Source organism: Cereibacter johrii (assembly GCF_001720585.1).
GTDB classification, from domain to species: domain Bacteria; phylum Pseudomonadota; class Alphaproteobacteria; order Rhodobacterales; family Rhodobacteraceae; genus Cereibacter_A; species Cereibacter_A johrii.
The window spans coordinates 19,393-40,921 of sequence record NZ_MABH01000133.1; the positions used below are offsets into that span (position 1 = coordinate 19,393).

The 21,529-nt window shown below is 69.0% G+C and carries 20 protein-coding genes; 7 read left to right on the top strand and 13 right to left on the bottom strand.

All coding sequences use genetic code 11. The annotated features are described in order from the left end of the window. Positions 1-15: 15 nt before the first annotated feature. On the top strand, positions 16-1,953 hold the full coding sequence (locus tag A9O63_RS10625; RefSeq protein ID WP_069331908.1) for a sigma-54-dependent Fis family transcriptional regulator: 1,938 nt from the start codon (positions 16-18) through the stop codon (positions 1,951-1,953). A 40-nt stretch (positions 1,954-1,993) separates the two neighbouring features. Here A9O63_RS10625 and A9O63_RS10630 read toward each other — a convergent pair whose 3' ends face one another. The 8 genes from A9O63_RS10630 to A9O63_RS10665 form a co-directional block, all read right to left on the bottom strand. Beyond that, positions 1,994-3,088, bottom strand: coding sequence for an NAD(P)-dependent alcohol dehydrogenase (locus A9O63_RS10630; RefSeq protein WP_069331909.1), 1,095 nt, complete (start codon positions 3,086-3,088; stop codon positions 1,994-1,996). Between the two features lie 50 nt (positions 3,089-3,138). Continuing rightward, complete coding sequence (groEL, locus tag A9O63_RS10635; protein WP_069331910.1) at positions 3,139-4,770, bottom strand: molecular chaperone GroEL; 1,632 nt, start codon at positions 4,768-4,770, stop codon at positions 3,139-3,141. A gap of 82 nt (positions 4,771-4,852) precedes the next feature. After that, on the bottom strand, positions 4,853-5,653 hold the full coding sequence (locus A9O63_RS10640) for an iron-sulfur cluster assembly protein (protein ID WP_069331911.1): 801 nt from the start codon (positions 5,651-5,653) through the stop codon (positions 4,853-4,855). Between the two features lie 4 nt (positions 5,654-5,657). Continuing rightward, positions 5,658-6,680: an amidohydrolase family protein gene (locus A9O63_RS10645; protein ID WP_069331912.1), complete on the bottom strand. Its 1,023-nt coding sequence runs from the start codon at positions 6,678-6,680 to the stop codon at positions 5,658-5,660. A 60-nt stretch (positions 6,681-6,740) separates the two neighbouring features. Further along, complete coding sequence (locus tag A9O63_RS10650; protein ID WP_069331913.1) at positions 6,741-7,109, bottom strand: MmoB/DmpM family protein; 369 nt, start codon at positions 7,107-7,109, stop codon at positions 6,741-6,743. 11 nt (positions 7,110-7,120) lie between these two features. After that, entirely contained in the window at positions 7,121-8,179 is a 1,059-nt protein-coding gene (locus A9O63_RS10655; RefSeq protein WP_069331914.1) for an aromatic/alkene monooxygenase hydroxylase subunit beta, read from the bottom strand. A 30-nt stretch (positions 8,180-8,209) separates the two neighbouring features. Continuing rightward, positions 8,210-9,307 (bottom strand): NADH:ubiquinone reductase (Na(+)-transporting) subunit F, encoded by a 1,098-nt coding sequence (locus A9O63_RS10660; protein WP_069331915.1) that lies wholly within the window; start codon positions 9,305-9,307, stop codon positions 8,210-8,212. A gap of 70 nt (positions 9,308-9,377) precedes the next feature. Next, positions 9,378-11,045, bottom strand: a complete 1,668-nt coding sequence (locus tag A9O63_RS10665) for an aromatic/alkene/methane monooxygenase hydroxylase/oxygenase subunit alpha (RefSeq protein WP_009562115.1) — start codon at positions 11,043-11,045, stop codon at positions 9,378-9,380. Positions 11,046-11,665: 620 nt separating this feature from the next. Between A9O63_RS10665 and A9O63_RS10670 the strand changes: the two genes are divergently transcribed. The 5 genes from A9O63_RS10670 to A9O63_RS10690 are packed head-to-tail and all read left to right on the top strand — an operon-like array spanning position 11,666 to position 14,945. Further along, positions 11,666-12,130: a hypothetical protein gene (locus A9O63_RS10670; RefSeq protein WP_069331916.1), complete on the top strand. Its 465-nt coding sequence runs from the start codon at positions 11,666-11,668 to the stop codon at positions 12,128-12,130. Beyond that, the gene (locus A9O63_RS10675) at positions 12,127-12,348 is read left to right on the top strand and encodes a hypothetical protein (protein ID WP_069331917.1); all 222 of its coding nucleotides are present in this window, start codon (positions 12,127-12,129) and stop codon (positions 12,346-12,348) included. Before A9O63_RS10670 ends, A9O63_RS10675 begins: the two co-directional genes overlap by 4 nt. Beyond that, a complete protein-coding gene (locus A9O63_RS10680) occupies positions 12,345-13,430 on the top strand; it encodes a WD40 repeat domain-containing protein (protein WP_069331918.1) in 1,086 nt (361 codons plus the stop codon). The genes A9O63_RS10675 and A9O63_RS10680 overlap by 4 nt, the downstream gene beginning before the upstream one ends. 29 nt (positions 13,431-13,459) lie before the next feature. Beyond that, a complete protein-coding gene (locus tag A9O63_RS10685) occupies positions 13,460-13,651 on the top strand; it encodes a hypothetical protein (protein WP_002720023.1) in 192 nt (63 codons plus the stop codon). Between the two features lie 19 nt (positions 13,652-13,670). Then, entirely contained in the window at positions 13,671-14,945 is a 1,275-nt protein-coding gene (locus tag A9O63_RS10690) for an RNA polymerase factor sigma-54 (RefSeq protein ID WP_069331919.1), read from the top strand. A gap of 154 nt (positions 14,946-15,099) precedes the next feature. Here A9O63_RS10690 and guaB read toward each other — a convergent pair whose 3' ends face one another. Both guaB and A9O63_RS10700 read right to left on the bottom strand, forming a co-directional pair. After that, positions 15,100-16,548, bottom strand: coding sequence for an IMP dehydrogenase (gene guaB / locus A9O63_RS10695; RefSeq protein WP_002720025.1), 1,449 nt, complete (start codon positions 16,546-16,548; stop codon positions 15,100-15,102). A gap of 194 nt (positions 16,549-16,742) precedes the next feature. Then, positions 16,743-17,717 carry an SLAC1 family transporter gene (locus tag A9O63_RS10700; protein WP_069331920.1) on the bottom strand — a complete coding sequence of 325 codons (975 nt, stop codon included), beginning with the start codon at positions 17,715-17,717 and terminating at the stop codon, positions 16,743-16,745. A gap of 122 nt (positions 17,718-17,839) precedes the next feature. On the opposite strand from A9O63_RS10700, the gene A9O63_RS22015 reads away from it, so the two are divergent. Then, positions 17,840-18,196, top strand: a complete 357-nt coding sequence (locus A9O63_RS22015) for a hypothetical protein (RefSeq protein WP_084295783.1) — start codon at positions 17,840-17,842, stop codon at positions 18,194-18,196. Positions 18,197-18,251: 55 nt separating this feature from the next. Here the strand turns inward: A9O63_RS22015 and A9O63_RS10705 are convergent, their stop codons facing one another. From A9O63_RS10705 to A9O63_RS10715, 3 genes are read right to left on the bottom strand one after another with little or no spacing between them, the layout of a single operon-like run. Beyond that, positions 18,252-19,361, bottom strand: a complete 1,110-nt coding sequence (locus tag A9O63_RS10705) for an ABC transporter ATP-binding protein (RefSeq protein ID WP_069331921.1) — start codon at positions 19,359-19,361, stop codon at positions 18,252-18,254. Positions 19,362-19,385: 24 nt separating this feature from the next. Further along, a complete protein-coding gene (locus tag A9O63_RS10710; RefSeq protein WP_069331922.1) occupies positions 19,386-20,507 on the bottom strand; it encodes a carbohydrate ABC transporter permease in 1,122 nt (373 codons plus the stop codon). Further along, the gene (locus A9O63_RS10715; protein ID WP_069331923.1) at positions 20,507-21,499 is read right to left on the bottom strand and encodes a carbohydrate ABC transporter permease; all 993 of its coding nucleotides are present in this window, start codon (positions 21,497-21,499) and stop codon (positions 20,507-20,509) included. Before A9O63_RS10715 ends, A9O63_RS10710 begins: the two co-directional genes overlap by 1 nt. Between the last annotated feature and the right edge of the window lie 30 nt (positions 21,500-21,529).

A 21,529-nucleotide genomic window follows, 5' to 3' on the forward strand; every position in this document is an offset into this window, starting at 1 on the left:
CTGGGGAGGATCGCGATGCTGAATTCCCGGCCGGCCGAACCCTTCGACCAGCGCGCCACGATGCGCGCCTGGGAGCGGCTCTTGAGCGGCGAGACGACCGACCTGCCCGCAGGCGTGCGGCCCGAGATCCTGCGTTCGTGGCAGCGGTGCCAGACGGGCGGCACGGACGCGCTGGCCGCGGGCGCGCCGAGCGTTCCGCGGCCTGACACGCCCACCCGCAGCTGCGAGCTCCTCGAGGCGGCCTCCGACACGCTCGACCAGCTGGGCCGCCTGCTCGACGGGACGGGCGCCATGCTGCTTCTGTGCGACGGCGAGGGCGTGGTCATCCGCGCCATGGGCGATCCCAGCACCCGCGAGAAGGGCCGCGAGATCAACCTCGAGGTCGGCGGCCGCTGGGACGAGGAAGCCATCGGCACCAACGGCATCGGCACGGCAATCCGCGAGGGCCGCCCGGTCTTCGTCCATGCCTGCGAACATTTCTGCGCCGGGATCAAGGGCTGGAGCTGCGCCGCGGCCCCCATCCGCGATCCGTTCGGCTTCGGCACCATCGGCGCCATCGACCTCTCGGGCGGGCCCGGCATCTTCCGGCCGCACAATCTGGCGCTGGTGGCCGCCGCCGCCCGCGAGATCGAGGCCCTTCTGGGCGAGCGCCACCGGCAGGAACGCGAGCGGCTGCTCGCAGCCTTCATCGATGCCGGGGCGAGCCGCGGACCGGACGATGCGGTGGTGATCCTCGACCGGGTGGGGCGCGTGGTCTACAGCCGCAATCCGCCGCAAGGGGGCGGGCTCAGGGACGGTCTTCTCAAGGTCGGCCAGCCGCTGCTGGATCTGGGGCCGCATCCGAGCGACACCCAGATCGTGGCGGCCCTGCCGCCCGCGCTGCAACCGAGCGGGATCAGCCCGCTGATCCTCGACGGCGAGCGGCGCGGCACGGTCCTGCACCTGCCCGCCCGGACGAAGCCCCGCCCCGTCAGCGCCCAGATCCGCCCGCGCGCCGGCACGGCCGAGCCGCCCCTGCCCATCGTGGGGGCCAGCGACATCTTTCTCGAGGCGGTCGACCTCGCCCGGCGCGCGGCCGAGGCCGGAAGCTCGATCCTCGTGCAGGGCGAGACCGGCACCGGCAAGGAGCTCTTCGCCCGGCTCGTCCATACGTCGGAGCGGCACAAGGCGGATGCGCCCTTCATCACCATGAACTGCGGCGCCATCGCGGTCGAGCTGGTGGCCTCGGAGCTGTTCGGCCATGTCGCGGGTGCCTTCACGGGCGCCATGCGCGACGGGCGCCCCGGCAAGTTCGAGCTGGCCCATGGCGGCGTGCTCTGCCTCGACGAGATCGGCGAGATGCCGCTCGACATCCAGCCTTACCTGCTGCGCGTGCTGGAGAGCCGGGCAATCTACCGCGTGGGCGACAGCCGCCGCCGCCCGGTCGAGGTGCAGGTCGTGGCGATGACCAACCGCGACCTGATGCAGGATGTCAGCTCGGGCGCCTTCCGGGCCGATCTCTATTACCGCATCAGCACCGTGACCATCGAGGTCCCGCCCCTGCGCGCCCGCCAGGGCGACGTGCCGCTTCTGGTCGATCATTTCAACCGGGCGGCGGCCCGGCGCCTGAACCGGGCGCCGCTGCGCTTCAGCGACGCGGCGATGGCGCTTCTCGACGGCTGGAGCTGGCCCGGCAATGTGCGCGAGCTGCGCAATGTCTGCGACCGGCTGCATGTCCTCGTGCGGGGGGACCGGGTAGAGGTGTCGGACCTGCCCGAACCGATGCGCCGCGGGCCGGCCCTGCCCTCGCGCCCGGGCGAGCAGAGCCTCGATGAGGTGGAGGAAGCGGCGATCCGTCAGGCCTTCGCGGCGGCGCGGGGGAATGTGACGCGGGTGGCGGCGATCCTCGGGGTGTCGCGGCCGACGCTTTACCGCAAGATGCGGCAGTATGGCATCCGCCGGCTGACGGAGTGATCTTCGAAAAGATCAGGGGCGGCCGAAGCCGCCCCTGCCCTCATTTCACCGCTTCGGCCGTTCGCTCTTCGGCCCGTCGGGTCGAGGGGGCGCCCGGAACGATCACGCCCCGCCCCGTGAAGCGGCGGTTCTTGAAGTCGTCGATGGCCGTGTTGATGTCTTCCAGCGCGAATTCGGTCTGGTGCATCTTCACCTTGCCGTCCGCATTCAGCTCCATCAGCTCCACGAGTTCCGTGTAATCGCCGACGAGGCTGCCGCCGATGCGGATCTCGCGCGCGACAAGCTCGAGGGTCGGGATCTCGATGGTGCCGCCATAGCCCACCATGATGAGATCCCCGCCGTTCTTCAGAAGCTTCCAGCACAGGTTCTCGACACCGAGTTCGCCCACGAAATCGATCACCACCCGGGCGCCGCCGCCGGTGATCTGGCGCACCTCCTCGATGAGGTCGGGCCCGCCCGACAGCACCTTGTCCGCGCCGAGCTCCTTCGCCAGCACCTGCGCGCCCGGCTCGCGGTCGACGGCGATGGTCCGGCAGCCCGCCATCTCGTTCAGCACCTGCAGCGCGATATGGCCGAGCCCTCCCACGCCGAGGATCAGCGCCCAGTCGCCCGGATCGAGCAGCTTCGCCGCCCGCTTGGCCGCGCGGTAGGCGGTGATGCCGGCATCGGCCATCGGCGCCACCGAAAGCGGCGTGATCCCCGTGTTCAGCTTGATGAGCGACCGCTCGGAGGTCTTGAAATATTCCGCGAAGCCGCCGTCCAGCCCGAGACCGGGAAAGAGGTTGTTCTGGCAGTGCATGTCATGGCCGTGGCGGCAGTTCAGGCAGATGCCGCAGGTGCGCAGCGGATGGCAGATCACCGCCTCGCCGGGCTTGACCGAGGTCACGCCCGAGCCCACGTCCTCGACCCACCCCGCGTTCTCGTGCCCCATGATGTAGGGCAGCAGGGCGCCATGGCTGTCCATGATGTCGCGCCAGACGCCTTCGATGATGTGCAGATCGGTCCGGCAGAGTCCGGCCGCCCCCACCTTCACGATCACTTCGTCCGGCCGGTCGATGGTGGGTGCCGGAACGTCCTCGATCTTCAGCCGGACGTTCATCGCCGGGTCGTATTCGTAGAGCCTCGCAGCCTTCATGATGTCCTCCCGTTGTGCGGCCCGCCGGGCGCACCCGGCGGGCCCGGTCTTCAGGGCCGGCCGAGCCGTTCGGCGCCGCCGCCGAGTGCGGGGCCTTCGGTCGGATCCTCCGCCTCGTCGAAATGGCCCACCAGCGTCTCGGTGGTCAGGATTAGCGCCGCGACCGAGGCCGCATTCGCAAGCGCCGCAGAGGTCACGCGCACCGGATCGATGATGCCGGCCGCGATCATGTCGCGGTGCTGGCCCGAGCTTGCGTCGAAGCCGGTTCCGGGCTCGGCCTCGGTCACGGCCTTGACCACGGCATTCGGGTCGCTGCCCCGGTTCAGCGCGATCCGCGCAAGCGGCCGCGTCAGGACCGAGCGCACCAGCCGCACGCCCTCGGCCACATCGCCCGAAAGTCCGGTCAGGGTGTCGAGCACCGGCGCCACCTGCGCCAGCGCCGTCCCGCCGCCGGGCACCACGCCCTCCTCGGCCGCGGCCCGCACCGCGTTCAGCGCATCCTCGACGAGCTGGATCGTGCGCTTCTGCTCGACGGGCGTCACGCCGCCCGCATGGATGATCGCCGTGCCGCCCGAGAGCTTCGCCACCCTCTCGCGCAGCTTGTCCTGCTCGATGTTGGGGGGCGCCGCCTCGAACTGGCGCTGCACCTGGGCCCGGCGGGCCGCCACGGTGGCCGGATCTCCCTCGCCCCGCAGGATCGTGGTGTGGCTGGCGCTGGTCACCACCTTGCCCGCGCCGCCGAGCTGCGCCCGGCCCACCGCCTCGAGCCGGTGGCCCAGATCGCGCGCCAGCACCTGTCCCCCGGTCAGGATCGCCAGATCGTCCATCATCGCGCGCCGCCAGTGGCCATATTCCGGCGGATGGACCACCAGATAGCGCTCGGGCGCCGGCGCCTCGAGCAGCGAGATCACCACCTCGGGCGAGACCTCCTCGGCCACGATGAGAAGCGGTCGCCCCTCCTCGCGTGCAAGCGCGCGGGCGGCGGTCAGCGCCTCGGGATCCCTGATCTTCTGATCCGTCATCAGGATCAGCGGGCGGGCGAGATGGGCCTCCATGCTCTCGGTGTCGGTGACCATGTGGTGCGAGAGATAGCCGCGGTCGAAGGACATGCCCTCGATCACCTCGAGCGTGGTCTCGACCGTCACGCCGTAATCGGCCGTGATGACCCCGCTGGTGCCCACCCGCGCATGGGCCTCGGCCACGAGGGCGCCCAGCGTCTCGTCGGTGGCCGCGATCCGCGCCACAGCGCCAAGGATGGTCTCGTCGGTGGCGGCCGGGCGCGCCGTCTCCTTCAGCGCGCCCACCACGCGGCCCACGGCCAGCTCGATGCCGCGGCAGAGATCGACAGGCTTCGCGCCCTTCTCGGCCAGGATCACCCCCTGCTGGATCATGGCATTGGCCAGCACGATGGCGGTGGTGGTGCCGTCTCCCGCCACCTCGTTGGTCTGCATCGAAACCTCGCGCACCACCTGCGCGCCCATGTTCTCGAACCGGTCGGGCAGCTCGATCTCGGACGCGATCGAGACCCCGTCGCGCGTCACCAGCGGCGTGCCCACCGGCCGGTCGATCATCGCATTCATGCCCTTCGGACCGAGGGTCGGCTCGACCGCCGCGGCGAGGCGGGCGACCCCTCGGGCCAGCGCCTTCCGCGCTTCGTGGCTGTGCAGCATCTTCTTCGGCATATGGTCCTCCTTGCGCCGCCGCCATCGCGGGGCGTCTGTGCGTCGCGACCCACCGGTCGCGGCTCCTGTCGAAGCCAGCCGCTCAGAGGCGGCTGGCGGCTGCCTCACGCGGGGGAACGCGGTTGAGGATGAAGTCGATCAGCTCCGGCTGGTCCGGCGCCGCCTCCGCCTCCGGTTGCGTGCGGTAGCGGGCCGCCTGAAGTCCGCGGCAGAGCGCGCCATTGAACTCCATGTTGATCCGCACCGCCCGCAGCCGCGCCATGTGGTCGGGAAGGGTCTCGGGCGTCAGAGCCTCGCCGCCCCAGGTCACGAAGGCAGGATCGCCCGGATCGACCGCCCGCAAGGTTTCGCGCAGGATGGCGCGGTAGCGCGGCAGCTCCGCAGCCCCCGGATCCTCCCCGAGCCGCACCCGGCCGAGACCGCCGAGCGTCATCCGGCAGATCTCGTCCGCCCCCATTCCCGCCCGGCGCAGCGCGAGGATTACCGCCTCCTGTCGCCTCTGGAAGGCCTTTTCGGCGAAGATCGCGCGGAGCTCCTCGAGATCGCCGCCCTCCTCCTCGGCAAAGATGGTTCCGAAGGCCAGGCCCTCGTTCACGCCGCGGTTCACCTTGTCGGCGAAGAGATGGTCGAGCAGGCGCACCCGCACCTGCCCGACCCACGGCAGGGCCGCCACCTCGCGCCGGATCCCCTCGGCCATAAGGAAGGCGAAGTTGGGCGAGCACCAGTAGGTGGGCAGCCGGAAGTCCACCTCGACCGCCCCCTTCTGCAGGCAGAGGCGCTCGATGAAACCGAGCTCGGTCACAGGCTCGTCCAGCTCGGGATCGGCCACGCGGGCGAGACGGGCCCAGACGGCGGCCGCCTTTCCTGTCGTCGGCACCTCCATTGGTTCACTCCGCCGCGATCAGGACAGGATGGTCCGCGAAGTCGCGCCGCTTGGCGTCGACGTCGATGCCGTAGAGCCGCGCCGCGTTCAGGCCGAGGATCTTCTCCTTGATCTCGTCGGTCAGCTGCACGCCCCGCTCGGCCGCGATGTCCTCGGGGATCTGGAAGTTCCAGAACCGCTCGACCAGCCATTTCGGCGTCCAGATCGCATAGTCCGAGCCGAAGAGGATCTTGTCCGGCCCGAGCCAGAACAGGAGTTCCGCGATCACCTCTGCGAAATAGCGCGGACGGGTGTGGATGAAGGGCAGCGCCACGGCGAGCCCGCCGAAGACATTCGTCTCCTGCACCGCGATCCAGCAGAAATCGTCGAGCCGCGGCAGGCCGCAATGTTCGACGATCCAGTTGAGGCCCTGGAAATCGGTGGCGGCATCGTCCACGTCGCCCACCGAGAAACTGTCCTTGGACAGCGGGATGATCGTCGGGCCCTTGTGGACATGCATGTTGCGGATGCCGAGCTTCTCGCACAGCTCGAAGCATCTGTAGGCGGCGGGGTCGGTCAGCTTCCAGCCGCGGCTGTCGCCGTGCCACTCGGCGGTGTAGAGCTTCACCCCGGTGATGTCGTGCGTCTCCTTCATGTAGTGGATGTATTCCAGCGCCTTCTCGCCGTCGCGCGGATCGAAGGCGCCGTTGACGATGAAGCGTCCGGGGTTGCGGGCGGCCATGCGGCTCGACCGCTCGATGCAGCCGAAGCCGGTCTTGTAGAAATCGCCCAGCACCGTGGTCTGGATGATCGCCATGTCGTCGGGACCGTCCACGAACAGGTCGCGGTAGATGTCATCTTCGGAATATTTCTCGAAACGCGACTTCTCCCACTTCTCCTCCGGCGGGCTCAGCGCCGAATGATAGGCGTAGAAGCAGTCGATGAACTGCTTGCCGTGGATGTTGCGCTGGTTCTCGGGGCTGCCGTCCCAGAAATGGGTGTGGGCATCCACCACAAAGATCTCGCGGCCGTCGGCGGTCTTGTACATCGCTCTCTCCCTGTTTCGCGTCGTGGGTGAGGCGGGCCGCGGCGGCCCGCCCCGGCGTCGTCAGATGTAGTCCATCACCTCTTCCATGTCGCCGAAGAGGATCACCGTATTGTCGTCCACCCGGACCATGCGTCCGTAGTGGGTCGAGGTGTTCACCTCGAACATCTCGGCGGTCATCTCCTTGCCGAGGAATTCGCTGATCTCATCCATCTTGAAGATCAGCTTGCCCTCGCCGTCGATGCGGATAAGCGCCGGGTTGTAGGTGACGGTGACCTTCGGATCCTGGTCCATGAATTCGGCGATGGCGCGGGCCTCGACCGAGTCGTTCATGGTGACCCCGCACTGGTGCGAGATCGTCTGCTCGAAGGTGATGTCCTTCATCGACTTGAAGATGTTGGATTTCGTGCTGTCGCGCGCTGCAACGGACATGTGCTGTCTCCTTAGCGGGAAAGGCCGAGCTCGCCGAGGATCCGGCCCACCCGCTCGTGTGAGACGGCGCGGACATCCTCGAAGCTCACGGGTTTGGAGTGGGGCTGCGACCAGATCGGCTGCAGGGCCGCGGCCGCCTTGTCGGCAAGCGTCGCATGCTTGCCGATCCAGGCGCTCATCAGCGCGCGGTTGGCCTCGGCATGCCGGTTGTCCGTCGCAAGCAGATACATCAGGTCGATGGTGTTCGCGAGGTTGCGCTCGTAGTCGGCCTCGGCCGCCGAGATCACCGGGGGCGTGATGAAATCGTTGTTCGCCGCCGCCGCCTGCATCAGGAAGCCCGACCGGAACAGCTCGCCCACCAGCGGCTCGAAGATCAGGTTGATGGCGAAATACTGTTCCAGATAGTCTTCCGCCCCCATGATCGTCTCGACCGCCTCGCGGCAGGGCTGCCAGACCGGATCCTCGAGCCAGGCGCGCTTGCCGGCCTCGTCGTCCCAGCCGTCGATATCCATGCCGATCTCGGCCAGATAGAGCGTGATGTCCTGCGCGAGCCGCATCTTGTAGGAAGCGTTGGTCAGCGTCGCATTGTTGATCATCTGCGTGTAGCCGTAGCGCTGCGCCTGCATGAGCGAGGTGCCGAGCCCGAACTCCGCATGTTTCCAGGCGCCGAGATGGGTCTGGAGGATCTTGATCCAGGCGCGGTCGAAGGCCCGCGGCGCGCCCGCCTTGCGGGCATTGGCGATCACCGACTGCACCATGGTCTCGATCTTGGACTGGCGCTGGTAATGGGTGCGCTCCCATTCCTGATCGGGCGCCCGGAAGGCGTGCCAGTTCGAGCTCTGCGCCCGGGTATTGTCCTTCGTGTAGGCGCCCTTGCCGTTGTTGAAGCTGATGATCCAGTCCTGGATCAGATAGCGTTCGGGATCGGGCTGGACGTCGCAGGTGACGTCCTCGTAATGCGTGGCCCGCTTGCCCCGCGGTTCGAAGTAATTGTAGCGGCGGCTGGCGGAGCCGGCGAAGATCGCCGCGCCCGCGGCGCCGGAGCCCACGGAACTGGAGACTGCTGGCATTGGTCTTCCTCCCTGATGAAACGGCCGGCGTCAGTGCCCCGAGGCGCCGGAAGTTGTGGTGAAGCGGTCAAAGAAGATCCGCTCGCTGTCGAAATCGAGCATGAAGAGGACGGGCTGGAGCGCATCGATCATCGGTGGCGGCCCGCAGGCATAGACATCGCCCTGCCCCTCGAGGCCCTCCTCGCGCAGGATGCGCGAGACCGCCTCATGGACGAAGCCGCGCTCGCCGGTCCAACCGCAGTCGATCGAGGCATGGGACAGGACCGGGATGAAGCGCACCGACGGATGCGCCTCGGTGAGCGCGCCGATCTCGTCCAGATGGAACAGATCTTCAGGCGTCCGCGCGCCGTAGAAGAACAGCACCTCGCGCCCTTCGCCGCTGGCCAGATGATCCTGAAGGATCGACCAGACCGGCGACATTCCCGATCCGGCCCCCACGAGGATCACGGGTCCGTCCCGTCCTTCCCGCCGGAAGCACATCCCGTAGGGTCCGGTGACGGTGACTTCGGCTCCGAGGCGGATTCCTCCGCTGTCGAGCTGGTTGGAGAATTTCCCGTCGGGATATTTCTTGATGATGAACCCGAGCCTTTGGGTTTCGCTCGGCGGATTTGCCATGGAAAACGAGCGCGTAATCGTCTCCCCTTCTTCGGTGGCGACGGTGATGTCGACATATTGTCCCGCCCAGAATTTCAGGGGAGCGTCGATCTCGATCCCCACCCCGCGGATGTCGTGGGTGAGCCGGTCGAACCTCGAGATGCGGCCCCGGAAGCTTCGGACGGGGATCGATTTCGACAGCACCTCCTCGTCGTAGTTCAGCAGGTCGATGCAAAGGTCGTCATAGGCCTTCGCCCGGCACATGAGGATATGGCCGCTGTCGCGCTCGCTCTCGTTCAGGGCGAAGGTGGAGTATTTCAGCATCTCCACCTCGCCCTCGGTCAGCACGCATTTGCAGGCCGAGCACTGGCCCTCCTTGCAGCCGTGCGGCAACGAGATGCCCTGCCGGAAGGCGGCATCGAGGATCGTCTCGTCCTCGCGGACCTCGAACTCCACACCCACCGGCTCCAGCCGGACCTTGTGGATCTCGACCTCGACGCCGGGCCGCTTCTCCGCTGTGTAAACCTCTCCCATTCGGTTCGGCCTCCTTGCCGTCCGTTCGTCCCTTGCGGTGAGGGGGCCGCAGCCGGCCCCCCGGTCGTGGTCAGTGGCAGGGATTGATGGTGAAACCCGCGCGGTAGTCGGCGAGGTGCTTCTCGCGCGCCTCGGGGCTCATCTCGCGCAGGAGAGTGAGCGGCGAGAGCAGCGTATGGCCGCGCACATCGTCGAGCGTCCACATGTCCTTGTCGTCGAAGCGCAGGTGCGGCTGCGGGGTCAGCGTCCTACCGTCATCGCGGACGAAGTTCAGGTCCTTGATGGCGTCGGCCAGATCCCAGCCGTGATAGAGCGTCTCCCACTCGCGCTTGCCCGAGAAGCGGCCCATCGCCGGGGTCGGCCGGCCCTGATACTCGTCCGAGAAGGCCTCGACGGCCGTCCAGCGGTCGAGCTCATGGGCGAAGGTGTGGAGCTGCCCGTCGATCTCGTCCACCACCATGTCCTCGCGGATGAGGCAGGGCACGAGGCAGGACCAGCAGCGGTGCGGATAGACGTAGCCCACTTCCTCGTTGAAGGTGATGACCTTCTGACCGGGCTTCGAGAGCTTCGCATACCAGCGCCAGAACTCGCCGAACTCGGCATACCAGCCGGGATATTTCTGCTCGAACCACTCGAAGTCGCGGTCGGTCTGGGCCTCGATCCGCCAGAAGTTCACCGGCCAGCCGACCGCGAAGAACTGCGCGACCTTGTGGACATAGTGCTTCTTCGTAATCCGGTTCCAGGCTTCCTGCACGTCGTCATGGTGGACCTTGATCCCGTATTTCTCGAGCGGGAGCATGTAGGTGCGGTAGTAATCCTCGAAGATCCAGCGGTGCCACATCTCCGCGTAGGATTCCTTGTCCTTGTCGCGGTTGGTGGTGCCATATTCGATGAAGGTGCCGATAGCCGCATCGACGATCGCGTGGTTCTGCCAGAAGGCGTAGCGCAGGTCGCGTTCCAGCAGCAGGTGGTTCTCCGGCTCCTTCAGCGCGGCCATCAGGAGCGAATGGCCGTTGCCGATGTGCCGGCTCTCGTCCGACTGCACCGAGAGGAAGACCGTCGGCAGCGCATAATCGCCGTTGCGCGCCGCTTCCGAGGGCATGGCCACGAAGAGCGTGTTGGTGAAGGCGGTCTCGGCCACCACCGTCAGATACATGCAGGCGGCCGTCATCGTGTCGCCGGTGATGAAGCCCTCGCCGAACTGCCGGCCGATGGTGGTCGCGTAGCATTTCCCGAAGGCTTCTTCGGTGATGTCGAACCCGGCCGGGTCGATGTAGTTCTCCATGTACCACTTCTTCAGGTTCATCTGAATCGTGGAATGGCGGAACTCATCGACCATCTGCATGGTGAAGCCGGTGCGCAGATCCTCGCCGGGGGCAAGGCGGGCCACCATGGCCATCGAGCGGGCGGCGGAAATCTCCGGGAACGGGATGATCGCCAGGAACAGCTTCATCCATTCGACCCAGCGCGGCTCGACATTGCGGAACATGTCGCCGCGGAGCGCTGCATCGAGCGCGCCATAGACGCGGTTGTCCTTTTCCTCCTGCATGGGGAAGTAGGACCGCAGCACCTGTTTCATCGGATCGCGCGGCGCCTTCGAGATCTTGTAGTCGGTCGGGAAGGTCGCCGCCTCCTGAACATAGGTGGGATTCCACCCGAGGTCGGAGATCTTCTTGGTCGCCTCGCCCACGGAGATTCCGCGCTGCGAGGTGATCTTGTTCAAGGTGAGGGACGTCATGCCATGAGCCTCCATCTATGGCGCGGGAGCCTGCTCCCACGGAATGCGGCCGGGGGCCGCCCTGGGTCTGCGGATCACGGCAAAGGTTCAGGTCATTGCCCCTCGGCGCACCGTGCCGCCGGGCCTCCTCCCTTCGTTCTTGCGCCTCCGGGCCCCGGGGGCCGTTCGGACTTGTTGTGCTTCTCCTGCCGCACAGCCGGTGCCACCGGCGGCAAAAGGCCGCGATGAAATGGCTTTTCAAGCGCCAACATTCTGAGGTTAAAGGAAAGATTTTTTCTGCGGCACGCGCGGCAGGGGTGCCTCGCGCACCCCTGCGCGTCGCGGCCAGCGGTCACGGCCCGTTACAGCTGTAACGGCCACTGTCACGGCCCTTTACAGCGGCGGGTGCGGCGGCATGATTCGCAGCCGTTTCAACCCTTTCCGCGCCGCAGCGCACCCTTTTGCAGATGCGAAGGTAGCGGGACGATACAGCTGTAACGCGGCGCCGTAACATCTTGCGACACTGTCCCGCTCCCGGGCCGAAAAAAGTCATCCCACATGTCTGTAAAAGGTCACCGGAGCCGATCCGCCCGGCGCGGACCCTGCTAGGCTGAGGGCAGCGGACAGTGCGGAGACAGCGCATGCCAGCCAGCCAGGTTCCCTCGTTCCCGCCCGAAGCCGCCTCGCGGCGCATCGCCAATGAACTCGTGGCGCGCGCGCCGCAGGATCTAATCTTCACCATGCGCTTTCTGGGCGAGAGCCAGGATCTGCTTCAGGCGCATTTCCGCGCCTTCCTGACCCGGAGCCTCGCCCAAGCCGGCGCCACGCCCGAGGAGCATCCGCTGCTGCCCTTCTTCGTCGACAGCCACGCGGCCGAGATGCGCGACTTCGTCTTCACGGGCGCCGCCCTTGCCCGCCCGTTTCACCTGCAGGAGATCGAGGCCCTGACGGCGGATGCCGAGACGATGCTGCGCGTCGACATCTGGGATGCGATCGCCAGCCTGATCGAGATGGCCGAGGCCCGCTTTGCCGAGGGCATCGGCGCCGTGGTCGAGCGGCTTCGCGAGCAGGAGGCGGCGGTGCGTCCGCCGCGGCGCGAGCCATGAGGGAGCGGGCGGGTCTGGTGGCGGAGGTCGCGCGCCGCATCGCCGAGCAGCAGCGGGCGGCACGGCGACTGGCCGGGCTGCAGATCGCGGACGGGCCGGACGAGGCCATAGCCGAGGCGCTGGCAGAGGTCCGGCAGGCCACCCTGCGCGTCGAGGAGGCCGAAGAACAGCTCGCCGCCCACGATGTTGCGGCAAACGGCACAGGAGGACGGATGTGAACCAGAGCTTCAGCCCCCGACTTCTCGACCTCCTGGCCCGAAGCTGGCAGCGCCCGGCCGCCATCGCCGAGGTGATGTTCGATGCGGCCGGCGCCGCCGTCCTCTTCCGGGACGCGGAGGGCGGTCTGGCCCTCGGCGCCGTGGCCGATGGCGAGCCCGCCTCGGCGCGGATGCGGATGGAGGGCGACGTCGGGCGCATGACCATCCGGCCCCGGCGCCGGGCGCTGCCGACCCTGGTCGAGCCCGAACCGCTGCCCGCGGTGGCGGCGATGGCGGTGCTGCCCCGCGGCGGCTTCGTCGTGGGCGGGGCGGATGGATCGGTCCATCAGGTCACGCCGCGCGGACAGGTGGTCCGGCTGCGCGCCGCGGCAGGGGATCCGGTGCAGGCGCTGGCGGTCCATCCCGTCGACGGGCAGCTGGCGCTGGCCCTGCCGGGACGGGGGGTGCTGCGAGACGGTGGGACCGAAGCCACGATCCTCAAGGCCCATGCGCACGCGCTGGCCTTTGCCGAGGATGGCGCTCTTGCGGTCTCGGCCGCGGACGGGGTCTGGCTTTGCACCGCGAAGGCTCCCCGTCTCCATCCCCTGCCGTCGGCGCAGGGACCGCTCGCGCTGTCTGGGCGCTGGATCGCCGGGGCCTGCGAGGGTGCGGGCATCTGGCTCCTGGAGCGGGACAGCGGCCGGCTCGCCCATCTTCCCGGATTTCCGACCGCCTCCCGCTCGGTGCTGCTTGCCTCCGGGCCGACGCTTGTCGCCTCGGGCGCCTTCCGGCTGGTGGCCTGGTCGCTCGACCGGCCACCCTTCGCGGGCGATCACGGCGGCGCCCTCACCACGGGAACCGCCTCGGCGGTGGCGGTGACCCGCGCCGCGGCCCATCCCACGCGGGATCTGGTGGCTTTCTCACGGGCCGGAGGCGAGCTGGTTCTGGCCCGGCTCGGCCGACCCGAGGAGCTGGTTCTGCTTCCCGGCAGCGGCTGCGAGATCACCGAGCTCGCCTTCGCGCCCGGCGGTCGCCATCTGGGCCTCGGCACGGCGAGCGGAACCGCCGCCCTCGTCGAACTTCCCGACATGATCTTCAAGTGAGACCCGATCGCCAAACGAAAGGACCCGTGATGACCCCCGATGCCAGCCCGGATGCCAGCAAGGACGACTTCTTCGCCCGTCTCGCCGGGATCTCCGACGAGATGATCGCCGCCCACGGACCGGACTTTGCCATGGGCGCGCTGGTGCTTGCCGCGCGCTTCATCGCTTCCCGCAAGGGCGGCGAGCCGGGCGCGCCGCCTTCGCCCACGGCGGCCCACTGAGCGCCACCGAGGGCACACCATGGTGTCGATGCAGCTCCGGCTGGGCCAGCGGCTGGCCCAGCGGGCCGTTCTCGCGCAGCGCGCCGAGATCCTCGAGGCAACCGGAGCGGACTGGGCGGAGCGGATCGCGTCCGAGGCGCAGCGCAATCCGTTCCTGCGGGTGAGGCTGCCAGCCGCCGCCGCGCCTGTTCCCGAAAGCGCCGCCCTGCCGCCCGACCTGCATGCGTGGCTCGGCTCGCAGATCCGCATGGCCATGGCCGCGCCCGAGGACCGGGCGCTTGCCTTCCGCCTGCTCGAGGCGCTCGAGCCCTCGGGCTGGCTGGGTCAGCCGCTGTCGCGCCTCGCGCCCGGTGCCGAGGAGCAGGCGGCGCGGATGCTCCACCGTCTGCAGCAGATGGAGCCCGCCGGCATCTTCGCGCGCGACCTGCGCGAGTGCCTCATGCTGCAGGCCCGCGACCGGGGACAGCTCGATCCGGCGATGGCGGCCGTGCTGGATCGCCTCGATCTTCTGGCCTCCCACGGGCCGGCCGCCGTGGCGCATGCGGCCGGGCTGGCCGAGCAGACGGTGCGCCGCTGCCTTGACCTGATCCGGCGCATGGATCCGAAACCGGGCGCTGCCTTCTCGGCCGAGGAAGCTCCCCTGCGCGAGCCCGACCTTCTCGCGCGCCGCACCGCCTCGGGCTGGAGCGTCGACCTGAACCGCTCGCTGCTGCCCGAGGTCCGGGTCGCGCCCCTGCCGGACGGCGGCCCGGCCGATGTCCGCCGGATGCATCAGGAGGCGCTGTCTCTGGCCAAGGCGACCGGCCTGCGGGGACGGACCCTGCTTGCCGTAGGCGCGCTGGTGGTGGAGCGCCAGCGCGCCTTTCTGGAGCAGGGGCCGGCCGCCCTCACCGCACTGGGGATCGGCGAGGCGGCCCAGGCGCTCGCGCTGCACCCGAGCACGATCAGCCGCACGGTCAATGGGTTGCTGATGGCGACCCCGCGCGGCCTCGTGGCGGTGCGCGATCTGTTCTGCGCGCGGCTGGCCGAGGGAACCGGAGCGCTCAGCGCGCCGGCCCTTCAGGCCCTGATCCGCGAGACGATCGCCGCCGAGAGCGCACAGGCGCCGCTGGAGGATGGCGAGATCGTCGAGGCGCTGGCCCGGCGCGGCATCCATGTCGCACGGAGAACCGTGGCCAAGCACCGGACGCTCGCGGGCCTGCCGCCTGCCGCCGCGCGCCGCCGGGCGGCCCCCTCGGGCCTGAGGGCGGTGGCCCTCAGCAGGCACCCTGTCCCGCTCGGAGGCAGGAGCTGACCTCCGGCCCGAAGTCTGGGCGAAGAGGGTTCGGCGATGGCGCGTCGCCGCCGCATCTGTGCAGCCTCCGGCATCGGGTTCGCTGCCGCTGTCGTCCGAGGCTCGTCGGTCGGACTCCGTCCCGGGCAAGGGCTGCCCGGGACGGACGGGCCCATCAGCCGAGCCGGTAGTTCGGGCTCTCGCGCGTGATCTGCACGTCGTGGACGTGGCTCTCCTTCAGCCCGGCGCCCGTGATGCGGACGAAGCGGCAGCCCTGCCGCATCTCGGCCACGGTGCGGTTGCCGGTGTAGCCCATGGCGGCGCGGAGGCCCCCGACCATCTGGTGGATCACCGCCGCGGCCGGACCCTTGTAGGGCACCTGCCCCTCGATCCCCTCCGGCACCAGCTTGTCCGAAGCCGCGTCCTTCTGGAAGTAGCGGTCGGCCGAGCCGCGGGCCATGGCGCCGAGCGAGCCCATGCCGCGGTAGCTCTTGAAGCTGCGGCCCTGATAGAGGATCACCTCGCCTGGGCTCTCGTCGGTGCCCGCGATGGCCGAGCCCACCATGGCGCAGGAGGCGCCGGCGGCGATGGCCTTGGCGAAATCGCCCGAGAACTTGATGCCGCCATCGGCGATCACCGGCACGTCGCCGGCCGCCCCCGCGGCATCCATGATCGCGGTCAGCTGCGGCACGCCCACGCCCGCCACGATGCGCGTCGTGCAGATCGACCCGGGGCCGATCCCCACCTTGACCGCATCCGCGCCCGCGCCGATCAGGGCCCGCGTGGCCTCGGCGGTGGCGACGTTGCCCGCCACCACCTGCACCGAGTTCGAGAAGGCCTTGATCCGCTCGACCGCGAGCGACACGCCTTCCGAATGGCCGTGCGCCGTGTCGATCACCACCATGTCGACGCCCGCCTCGATCAGGGCCTGGCTGCGCTCGAAGCCCGCCTCGCCCACGGTCGAGGCCGCAGCGACCCGGAGCCGGCCCAGCTCGTCCTTGCAGGCATTCGGGTTCAGCACGGATTTCTCGGTATCCTTGAGCGTGAGAAGCCCCGTGAGCTTGCCCTGCCCGTCCGTCACCAGAAGCTTCTCGATCCGGCGCGCCTTCATCAGGCTGATGGCCGTGTCGCGGTCCGCGGGCTCCTGCAGGATCGCCAGATTGTCCGAGGTCATCATGACCTTGACCGGCGTCCGGTCGTCGTTGGCGAAGCGCATGTCGCGGTTGGTCACGATCCCCACCACGCGGCCGCTCTCGTCCACCACGGGGAAGCCCGTCACGTTGTAACGCTCCTGCAGGGCCTTTGCATCGGCGAGCGTCTGGTCGGGGCGCAGCGTGATCGGGGCATAGACGATGCCGCTCTCGAACCGCTTCACGCGGCTCACCTCGCGCGCCTGTTCCTCGATGCCGAGGTTGCGGTGGATCACGCCGATCCCGCCCGCCTGCGCCATGGCGATGGCCATGCGTCCCTCGGTCACCGTGTCCATGGCCGAGGACAGAAGCGGAATGTTCATGCGGATCGCCTTCGTGACGAAGGTCGACGTATCCGCATCCGACGGCAGCACACTGCTGGCGGCGGGAACGAGAAGGACGTCATCGAAGGTGAGAGCCTCGCGAATCTCCATGGGGTATTCCTTGGATGGGATCGTTTGGCGGTTCCCTGTTTCATGAGGGCGCAGGGAAGGCAAGCGGAAACCGGCTGATCCTGCGAAGGAACCGGGTGCCCGGGCGCGAGCCCCGACGTCCCGGAGGATCGGCGGTCCAGCGCGGCCCGGACCGCCTTGGGCGGCGGCGGCAGGGTCCGGCCGGGCCCCGAGCGTCAGGCCTGCGCCGCGTTGGTGCGGACGGCGAGGCGTCCCTTCGCCCACTCCTGCAGGATCTTCACCGCGATGGGCGGAATGACGATCGCCGCCGCCGCCAGCATCACCGCCCCGGCCAAAGGCCAGACGACGAGGAGAAGCCCGGCATAGGCCGCAAGCGGAAAGGTCAGCGCGCCCCAGAGCGGGCTGAAGCCGCCCGCAAGAAGCCACCGGGCGGAGGCGAGGAAGGCCAGAAGCAGCACGCCTCCGGCCGCCGCGCCAAGCTGCGCCATCAGCGGCAGCCCCTGCTGCCCCGCCACGAGACCCAGCAGCGCCGCGGGCGCGAGATGGATCGCGAGCAGCGGGCGGAGCGGCGGCGGCGGCACGCGCCGCGCGAACTGGACGAGGGAGGCGATCCAGATCGCCGCAGCCACCGGCGCGCAGAAGGCCAGAAGCGCCGTCCCCAGCCCCGGCCAGCCCACCGGCGCGGCGGTGAGCCCGCCGATGATGAATCCCACGAAATGCAGATGCCAGGCAGGCGTCACCACGCGCCCTTCCTTCGGCCCGGAGAGAAGGAGCGCGGCCACCGTAACGGCAAGGAGCGTCTGCATCCCGAGGCCCGCGACCAGCACCGCCCGCGCGGCCGCGGGGCCGTAGGGCACGAGCACCGCGGCAAGGACGAGCAGCCCCAGCACCAGCGCGGCGAGCCCCGCGCGGCCGGGCAGCACACGCAGATCCTCGATCACCACGCCCGGCCGCTGCGCGACCTTCGCCGCATAGGCCGCCACCGCGAAGGCGCCGAGGCCCGTGGTGGCGCCCAGCACCGCCTCGGCCAGTCCTGCGGGCAGGCCCCAGATCTCTGCCGCGCGGCGCAACCCGAGCCCGAGCGCGAGAAGGCCGAGGATCGGCGGGAAGATCGCGGGCGGCGTGCGCTGGAACGGGCGCGGCCGGGGCGGCGGAAACTGGGGCGGAGGAAAGACCGGCGGACGGGACATGGAACGACCTTCGAGAAGCGGTTACTGCGCAAGCGCATCCGGCGGCAGAGGGTAGTCGCCCCCGCCGCCGGAAACAATCGCCCGCCGTTCCGGTTGCGCAGGGAAGCAACCCGGAGGATCCGATGAGCGACGACAGACCCACCCGAGGCCCCGCACCCGGCGATGCGGCGCAGCAGCCCGGCCCCACCCGCCAACCCGAGGCCGGTCCGCCGGACGAGCGGCGCGACCCCGGCGGCCCTGTCCCCGAGCGCGGGGCGGACCCCCGCCCGCCCGCAAATCCTGCCGGAGCCGGGACGCGCCCCGAAGCCGCCACGGCCATGGCGGCACCGGCCGAAGGGATCGGACGGACGCAGCCTCGCCAGCCGCCTCCCTCGAGGCCGGTCCCCGACAAGAAGAAGGAATCGCGGCGCGTCACCTGGATCGGCGTCGCGGCCCTCGTGCTTGCCCTCGTGTCGCTCTATGCCTGCTCGCAGGGCTGAACCGCGACAGGAGACGCGGGCCTTGATGGCCGGCAAGGGAGCGCGCGTTTCTCCCTCAGGCCCGGGCGAGCTCCGTCCGGTCGCGGTAGAGCAGCGACTGGCCCTCGTGGAAGAGATGCAGCCGTGCGGGGTCGGCTCCGAGGCGCACGGTCCGGTGGCGCAGGTCGGCCTGAATGCCGGGCAGCTTCGCCACCACCTGCCCCTCCTCGTCGCGCGGCACGAAATAGAGAAGCGTCACCTCGCCCAGAGCCTCGGTGATCTCGACTTCGCCCTCGTAGAGGGCGGGGCCATCGGTCTCGACCAGATCCTCGGGGCGCACACCGAGATCGACCAGCAGCCCCAGATCCTCGGGGCCCGTCGGGATCGCCGTGCGCGCCACGCCGCCTGAATCGAGCCGCACGACCGTCTCGGGCCCGGTCTCGACGATCTCGCCCGGCAGAAGGTTCATCGCGGGCGAGCCGATGAAGCGGGCCACGAAGGCGTTCTGCGGGCGGGTGTAGAGTTCGAGCGGCGTGCCCACCTGGCTGATCCCGCCGCCCTCCAGCACGACGATGCGGCTCGCAAGCGTCATCGCCTCGACCTGATCGTGCGTGACATAGATCATCGTCCGGTCGGGCATCTTCTCCTTGAGCTGGGCGATCTCGATCCGCGTGGCGACCCGGAGCGCCGCATCGAGGTTCGAGAGCGGCTCGTCGAAGAGATAGACCTTGGGATCGCGCACGATGGCCCGGCCGATGGCGACCCGCTGGCGCTGCCCGCCGGAGAGCGCGCGGGGCAGCCGGTCGAGATAGGGCGTGAGCTGCAGGATCCGGGCCGCGTTCTCGACCGCGCGGGCGATCTCGGCCTTCGACTTGCCCGCGATGTTCAGCGCGAATTCCATGTTCTGCCGCACGGTCATGTGCGGATAAAGCGCATAGCTCTGGAACACCATGGCGATGCCGCGCTGCGCGGGCGGCACGTCGTTGACCACCTGCCCGTCGATCTCGAGCGTGCCGCCGGTGATCCGCTCGAGCCCCGCGATCATCCGCAGGAGCGTGGACTTGCCGCAGCCCGAAGGCCCGACAAAGACGATGAGCTCGCCCTTCTCGATGGTCAGGTCGATGTCGCGCAGCACGCGCACCTCGCCATAGGCCTTCTCGACCCCGGTCAGTTTCAGATCAGCCATTGTCCCCTCCCTTCCGGAGCTCGCTCATTTCACCGACCCCGCCAGCAGCCCGCGCACGAGGTAGCGCTGCATCGCGAAGAACACGACGATCGGCACCGCGATCGAGACGAAGGCCGAGGCGGCGAGGATCTCCCAGTCGCCGCCGCGCGACCCCAGCAGCTCGCGCAAGACGCCCGTCATCACCAGCTGCTCGGGCGTGTTCGACAGGAACACGGTGGCCACGAGAAGGTCGTTCCAGGTCCAGAGGAACTGGAAGATCGCAAAACTCGCCAGAGCCGGAAACGACAGCGGCAGGATGATCTTGACGAAGATCTGGAAGTCCGTGGCGCCATCGACGCGGGCGCTCTCGATGATCTCGCGCGGCAGGCCCACCATGTAGTTGCGCAACAGGTAGATCGCGAGCGGCAGGCCGAAGGCCGAATGGGCGAGCCAGATCCCGAGGTAATCCTTGCCGATCCCCACCGCATTGTGGAGCTGCAGAAGCGGGATCAGCGCCAGCTGCAGCGGCACCACCAGAAGCCCCACCACGGCCGCGATCAGAAGCGCCCGGCCGGGGAATTCCATCCAGGCCAGCGCATAGGCCGCGAAGGCCGCCACGAGGATCGGGATGATCGTGGCAGGGATCGTCACCGTCATGGTGTTGAGGAAGGCGCGGCCGATCCCTTCGGCAAACAGCACGCGCTCGTAATTGGCGGTCGTGAAGCGCGGCGCGGTATCGACCGCCACGAAGAGCCGCGGGCCGCGTTCCCCGAAGGGCTGCGCCGCCTCGGCGCGGTAGCTGCCGTCGGCCTCGACCTTCACGCGGCCGCCGTTCGCAAGCTCCCCCGTCTCTCCCGCGGCATGGGCGAAGGGCGCGCGCGCCGAGGTGCCGAAGCGGTTGAGCGTGCCCTCCTCGATCAGATCGCCCTCGACAACCCACAGATCGCCCTCTTGGCGCTGCTCGCCCGCCCCGGCGAGCCGCACCACCATGCGCTCCTCCGCCGGAAAGAGCGCGGCCCACCAGCCCGTCGCCGCAATCTGGTCGCGGTCGCGGAAGGACGAGACGAGGAGCCCCACCGTGGGCAGCGTCCAGAGCAGGACCAGCGCCAGCACGGCCAGATGGACCGCCCAGACGAGGCTCGATCGGGTGCCGGCGATGTTGTCCATCAGCGGGTCTCCTTCCGGGCGTTGGCGATGTTCCAGATCATGATCGGCGTCACGAGCACCATGATGACCAGCGCCACGGCCGAGGCCCGGCCCGCGTCGTTGCCGCGAAACATCCAGTCGAACATGAGGTTGGCCAGCACCTGCGTGCCCCACTGTCCATTGGTCATGGCCAGCACGATGTCGAAGACCTTGAGCACGAGGATGGTGATCGTGGTCCAGACCACCGCGATCGTGCCCCAGATCTGCGGCACCTTGATCCTGAGGAAGATCTGCAGGGGCGAGGCCCCGTCCAGAACCGCGGCCTCGACCGTCTCCTCGGGGATGCCGCGCAATGCGGCCGAGAGGATCACCATGGCAAAGCCCGTCTGGATCCAGATCAGCACCGCCATCAGGAAGAAGTTGTTCCAGAACGGGATGGCGAGCCAGGTCTGCTCGGTGCCCCCCAGCGCCTCGATCACCGCGTTCAGCAGGCCGATCTCCTCGCGCCCCTCGCCCCGGTAGTCGTAGATGAATTTCCAGATCACCGAAGCGCCGACGAAGGAAATCGCCATCGGCATGAAGATCAGCGCCTTGGCGAGGTTGCCCCAGCGGATCCGGTCGGTCAGCGCGGCCGCGACCAGCCCGAAGAAGGTCGAGGCCGCGGGCACGACGAGAAGCCACAGGAAGTTGTTGCGGATCGACTCGCGGAACTTGCTGTCGTTCACCAGCCATTCGTAATTGGCGAGGCCCACGAACTCCTCGCCGCTCGCATCGCGCAGCGAGAGCCAGATCGAGACGAAGACCGGATAGACGAGATAGATGCCGAGCAGCAGGATCGCGGGCAGGAGGAAGAGCCAGGGCCGGATCGCGCTCGCCCGGGAGATGTTGGCGCCGGCCCGGGGGCCTTTGGCGGGATAGACCGCATCGAGGATCAGGTTGGCGGCGAAGAAATAGGCCACGCAGCCGAACACCCCCACCACGATGGTGCCCCCCGCCATCATCAGCTGGTCCATGCCGCCTCCTTCCTCCCCGCGGAGCGCGCC